The sequence below is a fragment of the Devosia sp. CAU 1758 genome (assembly GCF_054482695.1).
Genome location: NZ_JBTLRJ010000003.1, coordinates 210,744 through 226,447, shown reverse-complemented (window position 1 = coordinate 226,447; position 15,704 = coordinate 210,744). Strand labels below are relative to the sequence as shown.

At 60.7% G+C, this 15,704-nt stretch carries 14 protein-coding genes and 2 tRNA genes; 5 read left to right on the top strand and 11 right to left on the bottom strand.

From position 1 onward, the window contains the following. Positions 1 to 4 precede the first annotated feature (4 nt). Positions 5 to 1,540 (bottom strand): amino acid ABC transporter permease, encoded by a 1,536-nt coding sequence (locus tag ACXYMS_RS11225; RefSeq protein WP_458906339.1) that lies wholly within the window; start codon positions 1,538 to 1,540, stop codon positions 5 to 7. Positions 1,541 to 1,713: 173 nt separating this feature from the next. Continuing rightward, a complete protein-coding gene (locus tag ACXYMS_RS11220) occupies positions 1,714 to 2,730 on the bottom strand; it encodes an amino acid ABC transporter substrate-binding protein (RefSeq protein ID WP_458906337.1) in 1,017 nt (338 codons plus the stop codon). 216 nt (positions 2,731 to 2,946) lie between these two features. Between ACXYMS_RS11220 and metC the strand changes: the two genes are divergently transcribed. Continuing rightward, the gene (metC, locus tag ACXYMS_RS11215) at positions 2,947 to 4,131 is read left to right on the top strand and encodes a cystathionine beta-lyase (RefSeq protein ID WP_458906335.1); all 1,185 of its coding nucleotides are present in this window, start codon (positions 2,947 to 2,949) and stop codon (positions 4,129 to 4,131) included. On the opposite strand, the gene ACXYMS_RS11210 is transcribed toward metC, so the two are convergent. Then, positions 4,113 to 4,850, bottom strand: a complete 738-nt coding sequence (locus tag ACXYMS_RS11210) for a phosphatase PAP2 family protein (protein WP_458906333.1) — start codon at positions 4,848 to 4,850, stop codon at positions 4,113 to 4,115. The two genes, metC and ACXYMS_RS11210, sit on opposite strands and share 19 nt — an antisense overlap. Before the next feature lie 103 nt (positions 4,851 to 4,953). Here ACXYMS_RS11210 and ACXYMS_RS11205 point away from each other — a divergent pair. Both ACXYMS_RS11205 and ACXYMS_RS11200 read left to right on the top strand, forming a co-directional pair. Further along, positions 4,954 to 5,030: transfer RNA gene (locus ACXYMS_RS11205), tRNA-Pro, on the top strand. Between the two features lie 28 nt (positions 5,031 to 5,058). Then, positions 5,059 to 5,364, top strand: a complete 306-nt coding sequence (locus ACXYMS_RS11200; RefSeq protein ID WP_458906331.1) for an ETC complex I subunit — start codon at positions 5,059 to 5,061, stop codon at positions 5,362 to 5,364. A 99-nt stretch (positions 5,365 to 5,463) separates the two neighbouring features. On the opposite strand, the gene ACXYMS_RS11195 is transcribed toward ACXYMS_RS11200, so the two are convergent. From ACXYMS_RS11195 to ACXYMS_RS11160, 8 genes are all read right to left on the bottom strand, one after another. Then, a complete protein-coding gene (locus tag ACXYMS_RS11195) occupies positions 5,464 to 6,615 on the bottom strand; it encodes a Gfo/Idh/MocA family protein (protein WP_458906330.1) in 1,152 nt (383 codons plus the stop codon). 24 nt (positions 6,616 to 6,639) lie between these two features. Then, a complete protein-coding gene (locus tag ACXYMS_RS11190) occupies positions 6,640 to 7,698 on the bottom strand; it encodes a sugar phosphate isomerase/epimerase family protein (protein ID WP_458906328.1) in 1,059 nt (352 codons plus the stop codon). A 170-nt stretch (positions 7,699 to 7,868) separates the two neighbouring features. Continuing rightward, positions 7,869 to 9,011, bottom strand: a complete 1,143-nt coding sequence (locus ACXYMS_RS11185; RefSeq protein ID WP_458906326.1) for a Gfo/Idh/MocA family protein — start codon at positions 9,009 to 9,011, stop codon at positions 7,869 to 7,871. Positions 9,012 to 9,013: 2 nt separating this feature from the next. Continuing rightward, positions 9,014 to 9,763 (bottom strand): sugar phosphate isomerase/epimerase family protein, encoded by a 750-nt coding sequence (locus ACXYMS_RS11180; RefSeq protein ID WP_458906324.1) that lies wholly within the window; start codon positions 9,761 to 9,763, stop codon positions 9,014 to 9,016. Between the two features lie 168 nt (positions 9,764 to 9,931). After that, a complete protein-coding gene (locus tag ACXYMS_RS11175; RefSeq protein ID WP_458906323.1) occupies positions 9,932 to 11,014 on the bottom strand; it encodes an ABC transporter ATP-binding protein in 1,083 nt (360 codons plus the stop codon). Positions 11,015 to 11,020: 6 nt separating this feature from the next. After that, entirely contained in the window at positions 11,021 to 11,956 is a 936-nt protein-coding gene (locus ACXYMS_RS11170; RefSeq protein ID WP_458906321.1) for a carbohydrate ABC transporter permease, read from the bottom strand. After that, positions 11,953 to 12,894 carry a carbohydrate ABC transporter permease gene (locus ACXYMS_RS11165; RefSeq protein ID WP_458906320.1) on the bottom strand — a complete coding sequence of 314 codons (942 nt, stop codon included), beginning with the start codon at positions 12,892 to 12,894 and terminating at the stop codon, positions 11,953 to 11,955. Before ACXYMS_RS11165 ends, ACXYMS_RS11170 begins: the two co-directional genes overlap by 4 nt. A 98-nt stretch (positions 12,895 to 12,992) precedes the next feature. Continuing rightward, positions 12,993 to 14,234, bottom strand: a complete 1,242-nt coding sequence (locus ACXYMS_RS11160; protein ID WP_458906318.1) for an ABC transporter substrate-binding protein — start codon at positions 14,232 to 14,234, stop codon at positions 12,993 to 12,995. Positions 14,235 to 14,458: 224 nt separating this feature from the next. Here ACXYMS_RS11160 and ACXYMS_RS11155 point away from each other — a divergent pair, with 224 nt between their 5' ends. Further along, positions 14,459 to 15,505 (top strand): LacI family DNA-binding transcriptional regulator, encoded by a 1,047-nt coding sequence (locus ACXYMS_RS11155; RefSeq protein ID WP_458906316.1) that lies wholly within the window; start codon positions 14,459 to 14,461, stop codon positions 15,503 to 15,505. Between the two features lie 55 nt (positions 15,506 to 15,560). Continuing rightward, a tRNA-Arg gene (locus ACXYMS_RS11150) sits at positions 15,561 to 15,637 on the top strand. The last annotated feature ends 67 nt before the right edge of the window (positions 15,638 to 15,704 follow it).

Below are 15,704 nucleotides of genomic sequence, written 5' to 3'. Positions count from 1 at the left end.
TCTCCTATCTTTCGACCAGCGCGACGCGCGCATTGTACCAATTCATGAATGCCGACGTGGTCAGCGACAGGGTCAGATAGACAAGCATGGTGATCGCAATCACCTCGATGGCCCTGCCTGTCTGGTTGAGTGTCGTGCCCATGAAGACGTTGACCAGCTCGGGATAGCCGATGGCTGCGCCCAGAGAAGAGTTCTTGGTCAAGTTCAGGTATTGGCTGGTGAGCGGGGGAATGATCACCCGCATGGCCTGCGGGATGACCACCAGGCGCAGACGGTCCCCTTCGCGCAATCCCAGTGACGATGCCGCCTCGGTCTGACCCTTGCTGACGGCCTGGATGCCGCTGCGAACGTTTTCGGCAATGAAGGCCGCCGTATAGATGGTCAGGCCGACGACCAGAGCCACCATTTCGGGCACAAGCTGCAGTCCGCCAGCAAAGTTGAAGCGCTCCAGCACGGGAATCTCGAACGCCAGCGATGCACCGGTCAGCCAATAAACCAGGGCCGGAGCCGCGATGACGATGAGGACAGGAAGCGCCAATGGGAACTTGCTTTCGGTAGCCGCCGGTCGGCGGTCTGACGAGAGCATGGTCCAGGCAAAGCCCACTGCGACGAGCGCGCTACCGAGGACGATGACACCTTCCGGCAGGAAACCGAACATGCCACCCAGGAGAAAATTGGCAACAGCCCATGCGAGGGCAAATCCCGTAAAGACGCCACCGTAAAGACCATAGGGCGTCAGCGTCAAAGCGGCCAGAAACAGCGCGCCGATCAGCGGCACAATCGGTGCGAGCGCGAGCGCCGGGATGACCGAACCCAAAAGACTGATAGCCAGGTATCCGAGTAAGAAGGTGACGACCATTGAGGCAAAACGTGAGCCCAGCACCACATAGCGGGGATAGTGACCCGTCAGCGTGCGCACCCGCGTGGCCCAGACCACCATGCTGATCGCAGCCACCAGAGCCAGGACGGCAGTCAACGCCACCCAGATGATCTCGGCGTCAGGCAAGGGACGTGGCACCATGATGCCCCGCTGATTGACGAAAATGCTGAGCGGCAACTCGAAGGATTCGCGCACGGCGGGCATGGCCTTGAGGACCGCGAAATACCAGAAGAAGAGCTGCAGCAGCAGGGGCACATTGCGGATGATCTCAACATAGACCGTCGCGAACCGGGCAATCAGCCAGTTCGATGACAGTCGAGCAACACCAAGCACAAAACCCAGCATCGTGGCGAAGACGATGCCGATGACGGCGACCAGCAGCGTGTTGAGCAGCCCAACGACAAAGGCCTCCCAATAATAGGAGGACCGGTCGAATGGAATGAGCGAGAAACTGATGCCGAAGCCCGAGGTTTCGAACAGGAAACCGAAGCCGGTCGACTTATTCTGGGCGGCGAGGTTCTGTGCGGTATTGAAGATAATCCATGCCAGGAAGGCGACCACGAGGCCGGCCACGACCACCTGGTAGATTATGCCTCGAATAACCGGATCGTTGTAGAATGCGGTGCGTGGTGGCCCCGCGAAATTGTCCTGGACGGCCATTGGGCGATTGTCCCCTTAGCAGACGGAGGCACGGATCCTGCGTGGCCGAATTTTGGGAAGAATCAGCTGTGCCTGACCACCATTGTGACCAGGCTGCCCCCAGAAAATCGCCAACCGCCGAGGCCTGCCCCACGACGAACTGGCGCCCCGGAGGGCGCCAGAACTGTTTCGCCTTAGCGGATTGGCATCGCGTACTGCAGACCGCCGTCGGTCCACAGGGCGTTCAGGCCGCGCTCCAGACCAATATCGGTTTCCGGACCGACATGCTTGGCATAGGATTCGCCGTAATTGCCCACATGTTTGAGGATGCGGTAGGCCCAGTCTGCGGTCAGCCCGATCGGGGTACCGAAGTCGCCCTCGACGCCGAGCAGGCGCTTGATGGCCGGGTTGTCCGAGCCGAGCATTTCATCGACATTGGCAGAGGTCACGCCGAGTTCTTCGGCCTCAAGCAGAGCATAATAGGCCCAGCGCGCGATGGAGAACCACTGGTCGTCGCCCTGGCGCACGGAGGGGCCAAGCGGCTCCTTGGAGATGATTTCCGGCAGAATGGCGTAATCATCGGGGTTGCCGAACTTGGAACGCTCGGCGGCGAGAGCCGAGGAATCCGTGGTGTACACGTCGCAGCGGCCGTCTTCGAAGGCCTTCACCACTTCGTCCTGGTCGGTGAACACAACTGGCGAATAGTCCATGCCATTGGTTTCGAAGTAGTCGGCTGCGTTAAGTTCGGTGGTGGTACCGGACTCGATGCAGATCGCGGCACCGGACAGGTCGAGGGCCGATGCAATGCCATCAGCCTTGCGCACCATGAAGCCCTGGCCGTCATAGTACATCACCCCTGCGAAGGTGATGCCCAGGTCGGTATCGCGGCTCATGGTCCAGGTGGTGGTGCGCGACAGGATGTCGATTTCACCGGCGGACAGAGCAGCAAAACGCTCCTGCGAGGTCAGCGGGGTATAGCGGACGGCTTCAGCGTCGTCGAAGATTGCTGCTGCAACAGCGCGGCAGAAGTCAACCTCCAAGCCCGTCCAGTTGTTGTTGGCATCAGGTGCTGAGAAGCCTGGCACGCCGCCGGTGACACCGCACTGGACGTAGCCCTTCTCTTTGACGTCATCGAGGGTAGCTGCATGAACAGCCGTCGCGCCGAGGCCCAGCGAGGCCGCGACTGCGATCGATACAAGCGCTTTTTGCATTTTTTTGCCTTTTGTTTCCTGACCCTGTGTTCGGAGCCGACCATAGTTGCCGCGGCCCCGAGAGCACCACCGCCTTTGTCTGGCGGTTTGGATGCTGCTAAGCATGCAACCTTCTATTGTCCCTAACGTCAAGGGCAGAAGGCATGTTGAGACAGGACCTCTGTCTCTTTTTTAGCCAAGCGCCCGCCATGAACCGTTTTTGAGCAGTTTCACGCCATGTCTGATCCACGCCGCGCCGACACGAACCTTTCAGTGGAAACCCTGCTGGCCCATGGCGGCCGCAAGCCCGACCAACAATTCGGCTTTGTGAATACGCCCGTCTATCGGGGCTCCACGGTGCTGTTCAACACCCTGGCGGACCTTGAGGCGCAGTCGCAACGCTATCTCTATGGGCGTGCCGGAAACCCGACCACAGCATCGGTCGAATCGGTTGTGACAGCTCTTGAAGGCGCTTACCGGACCAAGCTTGTGCCGTCGGGCCTCGCGGCCATCACCATCGCGCTCCTGTCGTGTCTCGCGACGGGCGATGACGTGCTCATCACCGACAGCGCCTATGAACCAGGACGCAAGTTCGCCGACGGGTTCCTGGAGCGCATGGGAGTGAGCGTGCGCTATTACGATCCACGCGTCGGAGCCGGCCTGTCCGGCTTGATGCGGCCCAATACGCGCGCAGTGCTCGCCGAAAGCCCGGGATCGCTGACGTTCGAGGTGCAGGACATTCCGGCCTTGGCCGCAGCCGCACATGCCGGCGGCGCGCGGCTGATCGTGGACAATAGCTGGGCCAGCCCGCTCTACCACCAGCCGCTGGCGCTCGGGGCCGACATTGTCGTGCATTCCGGCACGAAGATGTTTGTTGGCCATTCGGACGCCTTCGCAGGCACGATTTCCACCACCGAGACGGCATGGGCAGACGTGGAGCGAGTGCGTGCGCTCCTCGGCTTCTTCTCCTCGGGGGACGAGGCCTACCTGGTGGCCCGTGGCCTCAGGACCCTCGCCATCCGCATGAAGGAACACCAGCATCGGGCGCTTGAGATCGCCGGCTGGCTTGAGGCGCAGGAGGAGGTGAGCGCAGTGCTGCACCCTGCTCTCTCGAGCCATCCCGATCATGCCCTCTGGAAGCGCGACTTCACCGGTTCAGGGAGCCTCTTCGGGTTCGTGCTGAAGCCGGCGCCCCGTGCCGCCGTTGCGGCCTTTGTCGACCAGATGCAGCTGTTTTCCATGGGTTATTCGTGGGGCGGCTATGAAAGCCTCTGCCTGCCCGTCGTCATTTCAGGCGCACGGTCCGTCATCCCCTGGAGCGACAAGGGCAACCTGTTCCGCGTGCATGTCGGCCTTGAAGGCGTCGAGGACCTCAAGGCCGACCTGGCGGCGGCGCTGGAGCGCTATGCCCGGGCGCGCTGAAGCAGCTGTCTCAGGCCGTCGAGCGGCTTGAGGACCATGCGTCCATCGGGCAATTGCGTGAACAGCCATCCCCTGCGGGCGAAAAAATTGCGGATCAGGTAGGCGCCCAGCATGCCCACCACGACCCCGGCGAAGACATCCGTTGGATAGTGCATGCCCACCGGCACGCGCGAGATCGCGACGACGATGCCGACAACCAGCAGGATCGGGAATAGCGGCGGGCAAAGGAACCCCGCGACGAAGGCCATGGCGGCGGCTGTGGCCGAGTGGCCGCTGGGGAAGCTCTGGAAGGTCCAGTCATTGAGGACGTTCTGGAACGCGAACGCCCCGACCGTCTCGTATTCGGTGGGACGTCCCCGGCCGACCAAGCGCTTAAGCAGATTGGTCATGAGCCCGGGCACCCCGACACCGACAAAAACAAAGGCGGAGAGCATGGCCAATTCGCCCGTCGCCCGCCTCCAAACCCCGCGCATGGGAAACATGGCGAGGCGCAGCAGAATCATCAGCACGAGACTGGGGATAAGCACCCAGTCTGACAGGCCGTAATCGGTGATGAAGAAGAACGGCGCACGCCAGGCATCGGGCCAGGCGATGGCGCCGCGCGAGGCGGCCTCGTCAATCAGGGTGAGTAAGGCCAGAATGACGACGATAGAGACAAGGAACAGCGGCCACGACTTGCGATCCAGGCCCAGTGGCCAAGGTTTTTGAAGATCGAACATACCGAACTTGTCCTCCGGCCGACGCAATAGCGTCAAGTCGGTTGGCAAACCGCAAGTGGCCTTGCCCTTTCTTCCCGAACAGGCTAACGGAGGGGCGCGATTTCGGAGTGTAGCTCAGCCTGGTAGAGCACCGGTTTTGGGAACCGGGGGTCCAAAGTTCGAATCTTTGTACTCCGACCAATCGCCCGCATCGTGTTGAGGACTTTGCATGACCGCCCGAATCTATCGCCCCGCCCGCAATGCCATGCAGTCCGGCAAGGGCAAGTCCAAGAGCTGGGTATTGGTATTCGAGCAGGAAACGCCCCGCAGCATCGACCCGCTGATGGGTTATACAAGCAGTTCCGACACGCAGCAGCAGGTCAAGCTGTCGTTCGAGACGCAGGAAGAGGCGGAAGCCTACGCGCAGCGCAACGGCATTCCCTACTCGGTGCAGCCGGCGCATGACCCGACCCCGAAGAAGGTCAGCTACCCGGACAATTTCCGCTCGGATCGCAAGACGCCCTGGACGCACTGAGCGCTCCTGGCATTTTGAATCGGATTGGCGCCGCAAGTTATTGCGGCGCTTTTGTTTTTGGGCTGGCTGGGCCGGCTCATCGCCGCCCGGTCGTGAAGATCAGACGTCTGCGAAGCGCGTCCATTTGCTGTCGTTCTGGCTCGACTTAACCGATGCGGTGATGAACTGCATGCCTTCGATGCCATCGGCCATGGTGGGCAGCAGCGGCTCGTAGTCGTCGCCTTCGCCCCGGATGACCGCGGCAAACTGGCTGTAGAGCGTGGCGAAAGCTTCGAGATAGCCCTCGGGATGGCCCGCCGGAATGCGCACATTCATTGAGGCCGCAGGCGGCACCGAAATCGAGCCACCGCGCGTCAGCAATTGGCGAGGTTTTCCGAACTCGCTGAACCACATGTAGTTCGGATTTTCCTGGCTCCACTCCAAACCGCCCTTGTCGCCATAGACGCGAAGTTGCAGGCCGTTCTCCTTGCCCACGGCGACCTGGCTGGCCCAGAGCATGCCCTTGGCCCCACCCTCGAAGCGCAGCATGATGTGGACATTGTCGTCAAGCTGACGACCCGGCACGAAAGCAGTGAGGTCGGCCGAGACCGCCTCGGTCTTCAGACCGGTGACAAATCGCGCCAAATTATAGGCATGGGTACCGATGTCACCGATGCAACCGCCGGCCCCGGAACGCGCCGGATCGGTGCGCCAGGCCGCCTGCTTGTTGTCCTCGTCGGCGGCTTCGGTCAGCCAATCCTGCGCATATTCGGCGTGGACGACCCGGATCTTGCCCAGGGCACCGGACGCGATGAGTTCGCGCGCCTGCCGAATCAGCGGGTAGCCCGTGTAATTATGGGTTAGCAGAAACTTCGCGCCATTCTTTGGCTTGATGTCGAGCAGCTTGCGCGCGTCTTCCAGGGTCGAAGTGATCGGCTTGTCGCAGATCACATGGATGCCGGCCTCAAGAAAGGCCTTGGTGGGCCCGAAATGCATGTGGTTTGGCGTAACGATGGACACCGCCTGCACGCCGTCGGGACGAGCCGATTCTGCCTTGGCCATCTCCTCGTAGGAGGTGTAGATGCGATCGTCGGCCAGCCCGAGGTTCCTGCCCGATTCACGGGCCACTTCGGGGCGTGACGAGAGGGCGCCCGCCACCAGTTCGAAATCGCCGTCAATGCGGGACGCGATGCGGTGGACATAGCCAATGAAAGCGCCCGTGCCGCCGCCAATCATGCCCAGACGAATGGGCTTTGCGCCGTTTTCAGCCATTTATTCTCTCCCTGATCAGACCGTTTACGACAGACCCAGCATCTTGCGATTGGCCGCCTTGTCGGTGCCGCCGCTGGCGAAGTCATCGAATGCCTTCTCGGTCACGCGGATGATGTAGCTGTCGATGAGCTGGGCGCCTTCACGCGCACCATCCTCGGGGTGCTTGAGTGCGCATTCCCATTCGAGCACCGCCCAGCCCTGGAAGTCATTGGCAGCCATCTTGGCGAAGATGGCCGGGAAATCGACTTGGCCATCGCCGATGGAGCGGAAGCGCCCTGCCCGGTTCACCCAGGACTGGAAGCCGCCATAAACACCCTGCCGACCGGTCGGGTTGAACTCGGCATCCTTCACATGGAAGGCCTTGATGCGATCCTTGTAGATGTCGATGTAGTCGAGATAGTCGAGCTGCTGCAGCACGAAGTGGCTTGGATCATAGAGCAGGTTGGCGCGCGGATGATTGTTCACGCGCTCGAGGAACATTTCGTAGGAAATGCCGTCGTGCAGGTCCTCACCGGGATGAATTTCGTAGCAGACGTCGACGCCGGCCTCGTCGAAGGCGTTGAGGATCGGCGTCCAGCGGCGGGCCAGTTCGTCAAAGGCCTCCTCGACAAGGCCTGCCGGGCGCTGCGGCCACGGATAGAGATAGGGCCAGGCCAGCGCGCCCGAAAAGGTCGCATGGCCATTGAGGCCGAGATTTTGCGATGCCTTGGCGGCATGCATCATCGTCTGGACGGCCCATTCCTGACGGGCCTTGGGATTGCCGTGGACGCTGGCCGGGGCGAACCCGTCGAAGGCCGCGTCATAGGCGGGGTGCACGGCAACCAGCTGGCCCTGCAGATGGGTCGAAAGCTCGGTAATTTCCAGACCGTGACTATTTACGACGCCCTTGATCTCGTCCGCATAGGTCTTGGAACTGGCGGCTTTTTCGAGATCGATGAAGCTCGATACCCAGGTCGGGATCTGCACGCCCTTATAGCCAAGGCCAGCGGCCCATTTGCAGATATTGTCGAGGGTATCGAACGGCGCCTTGTCGCCGGCAAACTGGGCCAGGAAAATGGCGGGGCCCTTGATCGTGGTAGCCATGTGGTCTCTCCTCTAGTTGCCCTTCAACCGCAAAGTCGGGGCAGATCCCTGTCTAGTCAATTGCGGATTGTCATACCCCGCATATATGACGGGCGGCGATCACTCGCCGCCCTGACATGTTAGATAGCAATCTTGACCGGCGCCGGGCACCTGTCAATGACGTACGTTCGTCAAGCCTTCAGCAAGGCCCTGGCCTCTTCGACGCCAAGGGCGAGCGGACGCTCGCAGGTCGTTGTCAGGGTCAGCACTTCGCCGGTCTCACCAGCCTTGAGCAGGCCTGTCATCACTTCCACTACGTGCAGAGCGACATCAAGACCACACCGCGCGTTCTGGCCATTCTCGATCGAGAGCATCATGTCGGCGAGGCCGGCGCAACGATAGTTGGCGCGCGGGATTTCCTTGTCGAGATCCTGGTTCGGCTTGCCAAAGGGGTGATCCCAGGGCGAAACCGGCGTGCGGATGCCTTCGATGCCGGTGGTGACCAAGTCACCACCGAAGAAGTTCGGATCGGGCACAAAAATCGAGCCATCGGTGCCATAGAGCTCGATATTATGGTGGCCATGGGCCGCCACGTCCCAGCTGGCGCCGATGGTGATGATCGCGCCGGAATGGAACTCAAGCACGCCGTGGATGGTGGTGGGTGTGCCCACCTTGACCTTCGTGCCCTTATAGGGGCCCTCGGCGGTGACCAGACGCTCGGTGCGGGCCATGTTGGTGAAAGCCGAGAGGCGCTTGACTGGTCCCAGCAGGTGCACCAGATCGGTAATGTAATACGGCCCCAGATCGAGGATCGGGCCGCCACCGGGCTGGAAGAAGAAGTCCGGGTTGGGGTGCCAGTGCTCCATGCCGCGGCTCATCACATGCGTAGTGCCGCTCATGATTTTGCCGAGCTTGCCCGAGTCGATGATCTCACGGGCCTGCTGATGGGCGCCACCCAGGAAGGTGTCGGGCGCCGAGCCAACCTTGAGACCTCGCTCATCGGCCGCCTTCTTGAGGGCCAGGCCCTCTTCCACGCTCAGCACAAAGGGCTTTTCCGAATAGGAATGCTTGCCGGCCGAGATGATGTCCGAGGACACCTTGTAGTGCGTCGAGGGGATCGTGAGGTTCACGATCACGTCGATCTCGCTGTTCTTGAGCAATTCATCCGGCGTCTGGGCGGTAACGCCGAATTCCTCAGCGCGCTTCTGGGCGGCTTCGGGCAGGATATCGGCCACAGCGCGCACTTCGATCCCGTTGAACAGGGGCGCGAGGCGCAGATAGGCGGCGGAGATATTGCCGGCACCCATGATGCCGACGCCATAGGTTTTTGCCATTGTCAGACTCCGTAACCCTTGAGTGCGGCCGCCGCATTGCGAGCGAAGCGAATGGCATCGCTCGGCTTGTCATGTTCGGCCACGAAGTAGCGCGCCTTGGTCTTCGCCTTGATCTGCTCGATGAAGTGCGGCCAGTCCAATGTACCGGTGCCGACGTCCGCCCAGCCATCTTCGTCGGTCTTTTCGCCGGCGGGAGCGATATCCTTGACGTGGACCGCCGTGATGCGGCTGCCCAGCTTTTCGATCCAGAAGATCGGATCTTCATCAGCGCGAACAACCCAGGCCAGATCCATTTCCCACTGGGTATCAGGGGATGCGTCGAGGATCAGGTCCATCGGCGTCTTCCCGTTGGCGTCCTTGGCGAATTCCCAATGGTGATTGTGATAGCCGAAACCCTTGCCGGCAGCCTTGAAGGCGGCGGCGATGCGGGCGAGGCCTTCGGCAAATTCCTGCCAATTGCCCGTGCCGTTGCGGAAATCGTCGGAGGGCGGCGCCGGGCAATAAACCGTCTGGATGCCGACGGTGTCGGCAATCTTGAGAGCGGCTTCGGTGTCCTCAAGCTGGGCATAGCCCATATGAGCGGTCGGCATGGTCAGGCCGGCATTTTTCAGGCTCTGTGCCAGAGCGGAAGGATCGGCGAATTGACCGCCCCAGCCCTCGACCTGGGTATAGCCCAGGGTGGAAAGGGTCTTGAGGGTGTCATCCAGGGATGCCTCATTGCGAGCGCTGTAGAGCTGATACGAAAAGTCCATGATTGGCCTCGTCAGAGAAAATGGAATGCGGTGTCGCGTTCGGCCGGTGATAGCCGGGTCACGGGCTGGCGTCGCCGCGCCCGGGCAAATCGACTGCCGCGAAAGTAATGTGAGTGCCGAGAGCCGGCAGAACGGCGCCCCTGGGCGCCGTTCAATCGATTAGAGACGTTAGAGCCGTTCTTCAGATTTCGCGTCGAACAGCGAACCTCGGGCGATGTCGAAGCCAAGGCGAACCTTGTCGCCTGCAGCCAGCGGCACGTCCGCACTGCAACGGAAGGTTACCGACTTTCCGGCAATGGTGGTCCAAGCCAGCGTCTCAGACCCCATGGGCTCAACGATTTCGACTTCGGCATCGGTCGTAAAGACCATGCCTTCGGCCGGCTCGCCCACAAAAATGTGCTCGGGTCGGATTCCGAGAATAGCAGGCGTTGAGCCAGCAGTTTCCGAAACGAACTCATAGCCGCCAACTGGAATTTTCGTGCCGTCAGCAGTTACAAAGGTGCCACCCTCCAGCGTACCGTCGAAGAAGTTCATCGAGGGCGAACCGACAAAACCGGCAACGTAGAGATTGGTGGGCTTGTTGTAGATGGTGTGCGGGTCAGCCAACTGCTGGATCACACCATTCTTCATGATGGCGATGCGATCGGCCAGGGTCAGCGCCTCGATCTGGTCGTGGGTCACGTAGATCATAGTGTTCTTCAGGCGCTGATGCAGGCGCTTGATTTCAACGCGCAGGTCCGAGCGGAGCTTGGCGTCCAGATTGGACAGCGGCTCGTCGAACAGGAACACGTCCACATCGCGGACCAGGGCCCGGCCGATGGCCACGCGCTGGCGCTGACCGCCGGAGAGATTGGCCGGCTTGCGGGCGAGCAGCGGCTCGATCTGGAGGATTTCGGAGGCGCGCTTCACGCGCTTCTCGATTTCCGCCTTGGGCATGCCGGCAACGCGCAGGCCAAAGCTGAGGTTACGCTCGACGCTCATCTGTGGGTAGAGCGCATAGGACTGGAACACCATGCCGATGCCGCGGTCCTTGGGCTCTTCCCAGGTCACGTTCTTGCCGTTGATGAAGATCTGACCATCCGAGACGTCCAGGAGGCCGGCAATGCAGTTGAGCAGAGTCGACTTGCCGCAACCCGAGGGGCCGAGCAGGACGATGAATTCGCCCTGCGCGATATCGAGGTTGAGGTGTTCGAGGACCTTGACGCTACCAAAATTGAGCGAGAGGTCTTTGATTGAAACGCTTGGTTGCATCGAGATTTATCCCTTCACGGCGCCGGCGGCGACGCCGCGTACGAACAGCTTGCCGGACACAAAATAGATGATCAGTGGCACAAGCCCGGTCAGCACGGTGGCAGCCATGTTGACGTTGTATTCAGGCGTGCCCTGAGCCGAGTTGACGATATTGTTGAGCTGGACGGTCATCGGGTAGTTCTGCGTGCCGGCAAAGACCACGCCGAACAGGAAGTCGTTCCAGATACCGGTGATCTGCAGGATCAATGCCACCACGAAAATCGGCAGCGACATGGGCAGCATGATCTCGAAGAAGATGCGCCAGAACCCTGCCCCATCCACACGTGCCGCCTTGAACAGTTCCTGCGGCAGTGACGCAAAATAGTTGCGGAACAGCAGGGTCAGGATCGGCATGCCGAAGATGGTGTGGATGAGAATGACGGCCTGTAAGGTGCCGAAAATCTTGAGTTCCCGGGTGATCATGACCAGCGGATAGAGCATCACCTGGTAGGGAATGAAGGAACCGAAAATCAGGATCGAGAAAAAGATTTCCGAGCCCTTGAAGCGCCAGTTGACCAGCGCGTAGCCATTCACCGCGGCGATAAAGATCGACACGATGGTCGAGGGAATGGTGATCTTCACCGAATTCCAGAAGCCCGGCGACAGGCCCTGACAGTTCAGGCCCGTGCAGGCGCTGGTCCAGGCTTTCGCCCATGCGTCGAAATTGACCTGGTTGGGAAGGGCAAAGATGTTGCCGAAGCGGATTTCCGGCATCGTCTTGAAGGACGTGACGACCATCACATAGAGCGGGAACAGGAAGTAGAGGGTGAAGAACACCAGGATCGAGTAGATAATGATCTTCTGCGGGGTGAAGAACGGCTTGGGACGCGGCCCGCGCGGCTCCACACCGACGGCGGTGCCTTCTGCCGGCGCAGAGCCGGTCATGGTTGCGGTCTGGCTCATGTGCGACGGCCCTTTCCGCCAAATTCAAGATAGGCCCATGGGACCATGATTATGAGAACCGTCAGCAGCATCATGGTGGCGGCGGCCATGGCCTGGCCGATATTGCCGCCCGAGAACATGTAGTTGACGACGTATTTGGCAGGTACTTCCGACGAGATGCCCGGGCCGCCATTGGTCAGTGCCACGACCAGATCGTACAGCCGCACAATGCCGGAGCCGATCAGCACGACGGCAGTTATCAAAACGCCGCGCATCATGGGAATGACGACGGAAACATAGGTCCGCCAGGCGGGAATGCCGTCCACGCGGGCAGCTTTCCAGATTTCCTCATCGACGCCGCGGAGGCCGGCCAGCATGAGCACCATGCAGAAGCCCACGCCCTGCCAGAGTCCGGCGATCAGCAGCGCAAACAGCACCATGCGCGGGTTGGCGATCCAGTCGAAGGTGAAATTTTCCCAGCCCAGGTTCCGCATCGTGCCCTGAAGACCGAGCGTGGGGTTCATAACCCACTGCCAGACAAGGCCCGTCACGATGAAGCTAAGGGCGAAGGGATAGAGCATTATGGTCCGGAAGGCGCTTTCGAAGCGGATCTTCTGGTCCATCAGCACGGCAAGCAGGAAACCGAGGCCGAGGGTCAGTACCAGCGACATGGCGCCGTAGCTGATCAGGTTGGTGACCGAGACATTCCAGCGCGAGGTGGCGAAGAGGCGCTCATACTGTTCGACGCCGACGAACTTGCCATTGGGCAGAAGTCGCGAATTCGTGAAGGAGTAGTAGATCGTCCACAGCGTGCAGCCGACAAAGACGATAAGCACAGTGGCCATCATCGGAAGGGCTGCGATTTTGGCGGGTATGTTGTGCAGGAAGGTTTTTCTGAGGAAGCCGCGTCGACCGGAATTCCCGGCGCCCGCCCCCGTGTGAACGGCTGTGTCCGCCATTACGTCTCTCTCCATAAGGAAGTGGTCGACCTTGTCGATCAAGGCCGACCACCGCTTTTTAATGATGGGACCTTAGCCCCATCCAGACAGTCTGACTATCAGTCAGCCGACTCGATGATCGAGGCATAGCGCTCGATGTAGTCATCGACGGTGATGCTGTCGTCGTCCAGGAACTCGATGTTGAGATCCTGCATCTGCTGCTGGGTGTCGCTGGAGAGCGCGAAGTCACCGGAGGGCAGCAGGCCGTTTTCGAGCATGCCGAGAGCCTTCTGCATGCACGGATTGGCGGCAGCGAGGTCGATGTCGGTACGGATCGGCATGGAGCCTTTGACCATGTTGAACTTCAACTGGGCTTCGGGCGAGATCAGGATGCGGGCCAGATCGGCCTGAGCCTGGATCACGGCCGGATCGGTGCCTTCCGGAAGAACCGGGAAGTAGAACGAGTCGCCACCGCCGGTCAGCTGGTCACCCAAGCCGAGAGCCGGCAGACACTCATAGTCTTCACCCGGGACACCACCGGCAACCTGCAGGTCGCCCTGCAGCCAGTCACCATGAATGTTGCCGGCAGCAGTACCTTCGAGGAGCTGATTGCCCACATCACCGAAGGACGGAACCATCATGTCGGGCGAGATCACCTGACGAAGCGAGTCCATGGCCTCGGCAACCTTGCGGAATTCGGGACCACGAACGGCGTCGGCGCTCTTGTCGCGGTTGATGGCGAGAACGAGGTCCGAACCACCGAGACCCGACATCAGCACGCCGGGGACGCCCGAAATCGGCCAACCGGTCGCAAGACCGAAGGGCAGGATGCCAGCTTCCTCGAGGGCCGGCCAAGAGGCGACATACTCGTCCCAGTTGGTCGGCACGGGTTGACCGATCTTCTCGTAGGCAGCGGTGGAGAGCCACAGCCAGTCCCACGAGTGGATGTTGATAGGCAGACAGTAGAGACCGCCTTCGTAGCGGCAGGGCTCGAGCAGGCTCTCGTCGACGTAGAAGCCTTCAATGTTCATGTCGGCAACGACATCAGTCAGGTCGCGCATCAGGCCGGCCTGGATGAGTTCCTCGGCATCACGGCCGGTATTCATCTGGGTGGCGCCCATGGGATCGCCGCCGATGATACGGCTGATGATGACAGGGTTGGCACCAGTGCCCGAACCGGCAAGGGCGCTATCCACCCAGGTATTGCCGGTCTGCTCTTCGAAGACCTTGGCGAATTCGGCAATAGCCGCAGCTTCACCAGCCGACGTCCACCAATGGGTTACTTCGAGATCCACGGCATAAGCAGACGTGGAGCCAAGGAAAGCGGTTGCCATTGCGGCGACCACTGCAAACTTTTTCATAGGTTGTCCTCCCAACGAACACTAGGAGCATGCGCTCCAGCAATGCACCAGTCGCATGGCCGCCCTTCCAATCGGGCAATCCGCAACTGCGTGTAATCGATTGCACTACACGTTCCGAATTGGTTGTGCAATCGATTTCAAGAGTTTCATACAAGCCTTGCGGACATGTCAAGATCGATTTAGATCAAATGGGAAACTGACAGCGAGAGGGGGCGCTGCCAGCGATGACCGAGATTAGAAAAACGCCGACAATTCAAGACGTTGCGCGTTCTGCAAACGTATCGACTGCCACAGTCAGCCGCGCCCTCTCGTATCCCGACAGGGTCAGCGAAGGGACGCGCGCGCGCGTTTCAGAGGCCATTCGTGTAACCGGTTACACGCCGAACCAAACCGCCCGCTCGCTGCGCCAAAGAACGGCCCGCACGATCCTTGTGGCGCTGCCCGATATTCGCAATTCCTTCTTCTCGTCGATCCTGGATGCGATCGAGCGAGAGGCCACCAACCGGGGTTACGGCGTGCTCGTCGCCAATCTATTTCTGACCCATGCCCCCGCCAGGCGCCTGCAAGACTATATGCTATCCAACCGTGCCGACGGGCTGTTGCTGTTCGATGGATCATTGGACACGGCGACGCTGCAGGCGCTGGCGACAGCGCCATATTCCGTGCCACTGGTGGTGGCGTGCGAGGAGATCCCCAATTCCGCCTTTCACACGGTGCTTACGGACAATGTCCAGGCCGCCGAACGCGCCACGCGCCACCTGATCGATCTGGGCCACAAGAGAATCGGTCATCTGCTTGGGCCGGAGCACAATATGGTGGCCCGTGACCGGCTGGAGGGCTTTTCCAAGGCGCTGCGGGAGGCCGAGCTTCCGGTGCGACAGAACTGGCTGTTCCGTGGCAATTTCGAGATGGAGAGCGGATTTGGAGCGGCAGCCCACTTCATGTCTCTCGAGGAGCGGCCTAGCGCAGTGTTCGCCGCAAATGACGAATCGGCAATCGGCTTCCTGTCGGGCCTGCGGCAGTGCGGAATCATCTGTCCGCGTGACATCTCGGTCGTCGGATTCGACGATCTGGGTGTCGCCGCCCATTATGCGCCGCCCCTCACTACCATGCGTCAACCGCGCGAAATGCTTGGTCGCATGGCCGCAGAAACGTTGATCGACATTCTCGAAGACATCGACGAGCAGCGCGGTCAATTGCGCATGGTCCTCAACTCCGATCTCATCGTACGCGAAAGCACGGGGCGGCCAGGCAAGGATGTGACTGGCTAGAGGCGGCACAGGGGGTATGGCCTTCACGCGAAAATGCGCTAAACAGGCGCCGTTCGGTCCCGTAGCTCAGCTGGATAGAGCAGCAGCCTTCTAAGCTGTTGGTCACAGGTTCGAATCCTGTCGGGATCGCCAATCTTTTCCCATGACCTCTGCGTCCATGACATCGGGCGCACGTCGCTTACCCGCCCCGCGATGCAGA

Bases quoted from the DNA above. Each gene is read 5' to 3' on its own strand.
- ACXYMS_RS11210 (WP_458906333.1), bottom strand. From the start codon at position 4,850: ATGTTCGATCTTCAAAAACCTTGGCCACTGGGCCTGGATCGCAAGTCG.
- ACXYMS_RS11180 (WP_458906324.1), bottom strand. From the start codon at position 9,763: ATGGACTTTTCGTATCAGCTCTACAGCGCTCGCAATGAGGCATCCCTG.
- ACXYMS_RS11200 (WP_458906331.1), top strand. From the start codon at position 5,059: ATGACCGCCCGAATCTATCGCCCCGCCCGCAATGCCATGCAGTCCGGC.
- ACXYMS_RS11165 (WP_458906320.1), bottom strand. From the start codon at position 12,894: ATGGCGGACACAGCCGTTCACACGGGGGCGGGCGCCGGGAATTCCGGT.
- metC (WP_458906335.1), top strand. From the start codon at position 2,947: ATGTCTGATCCACGCCGCGCCGACACGAACCTTTCAGTGGAAACCCTG.
- ACXYMS_RS11195 (WP_458906330.1), bottom strand. From the start codon at position 6,615: ATGGCTGAAAACGGCGCAAAGCCCATTCGTCTGGGCATGATTGGCGGC.
- ACXYMS_RS11190 (WP_458906328.1), bottom strand. From the start codon at position 7,698: ATGGCTACCACGATCAAGGGCCCCGCCATTTTCCTGGCCCAGTTTGCC.
- ACXYMS_RS11225 (WP_458906339.1), bottom strand. From the start codon at position 1,540: ATGGCCGTCCAGGACAATTTCGCGGGGCCACCACGCACCGCATTCTAC.
- ACXYMS_RS11170 (WP_458906321.1), bottom strand. From the start codon at position 11,956: ATGAGCCAGACCGCAACCATGACCGGCTCTGCGCCGGCAGAAGGCACC.
- ACXYMS_RS11155 (WP_458906316.1), top strand. From the start codon at position 14,459: ATGACCGAGATTAGAAAAACGCCGACAATTCAAGACGTTGCGCGTTCT.
- ACXYMS_RS11160 (WP_458906318.1), bottom strand. From the start codon at position 14,234: ATGAAAAAGTTTGCAGTGGTCGCCGCAATGGCAACCGCTTTCCTTGGC.
- ACXYMS_RS11175 (WP_458906323.1), bottom strand. From the start codon at position 11,014: ATGCAACCAAGCGTTTCAATCAAAGACCTCTCGCTCAATTTTGGTAGC.
- ACXYMS_RS11185 (WP_458906326.1), bottom strand. From the start codon at position 9,011: ATGGCAAAAACCTATGGCGTCGGCATCATGGGTGCCGGCAATATCTCC.
- ACXYMS_RS11220 (WP_458906337.1), bottom strand. From the start codon at position 2,730: ATGCAAAAAGCGCTTGTATCGATCGCAGTCGCGGCCTCGCTGGGCCTC.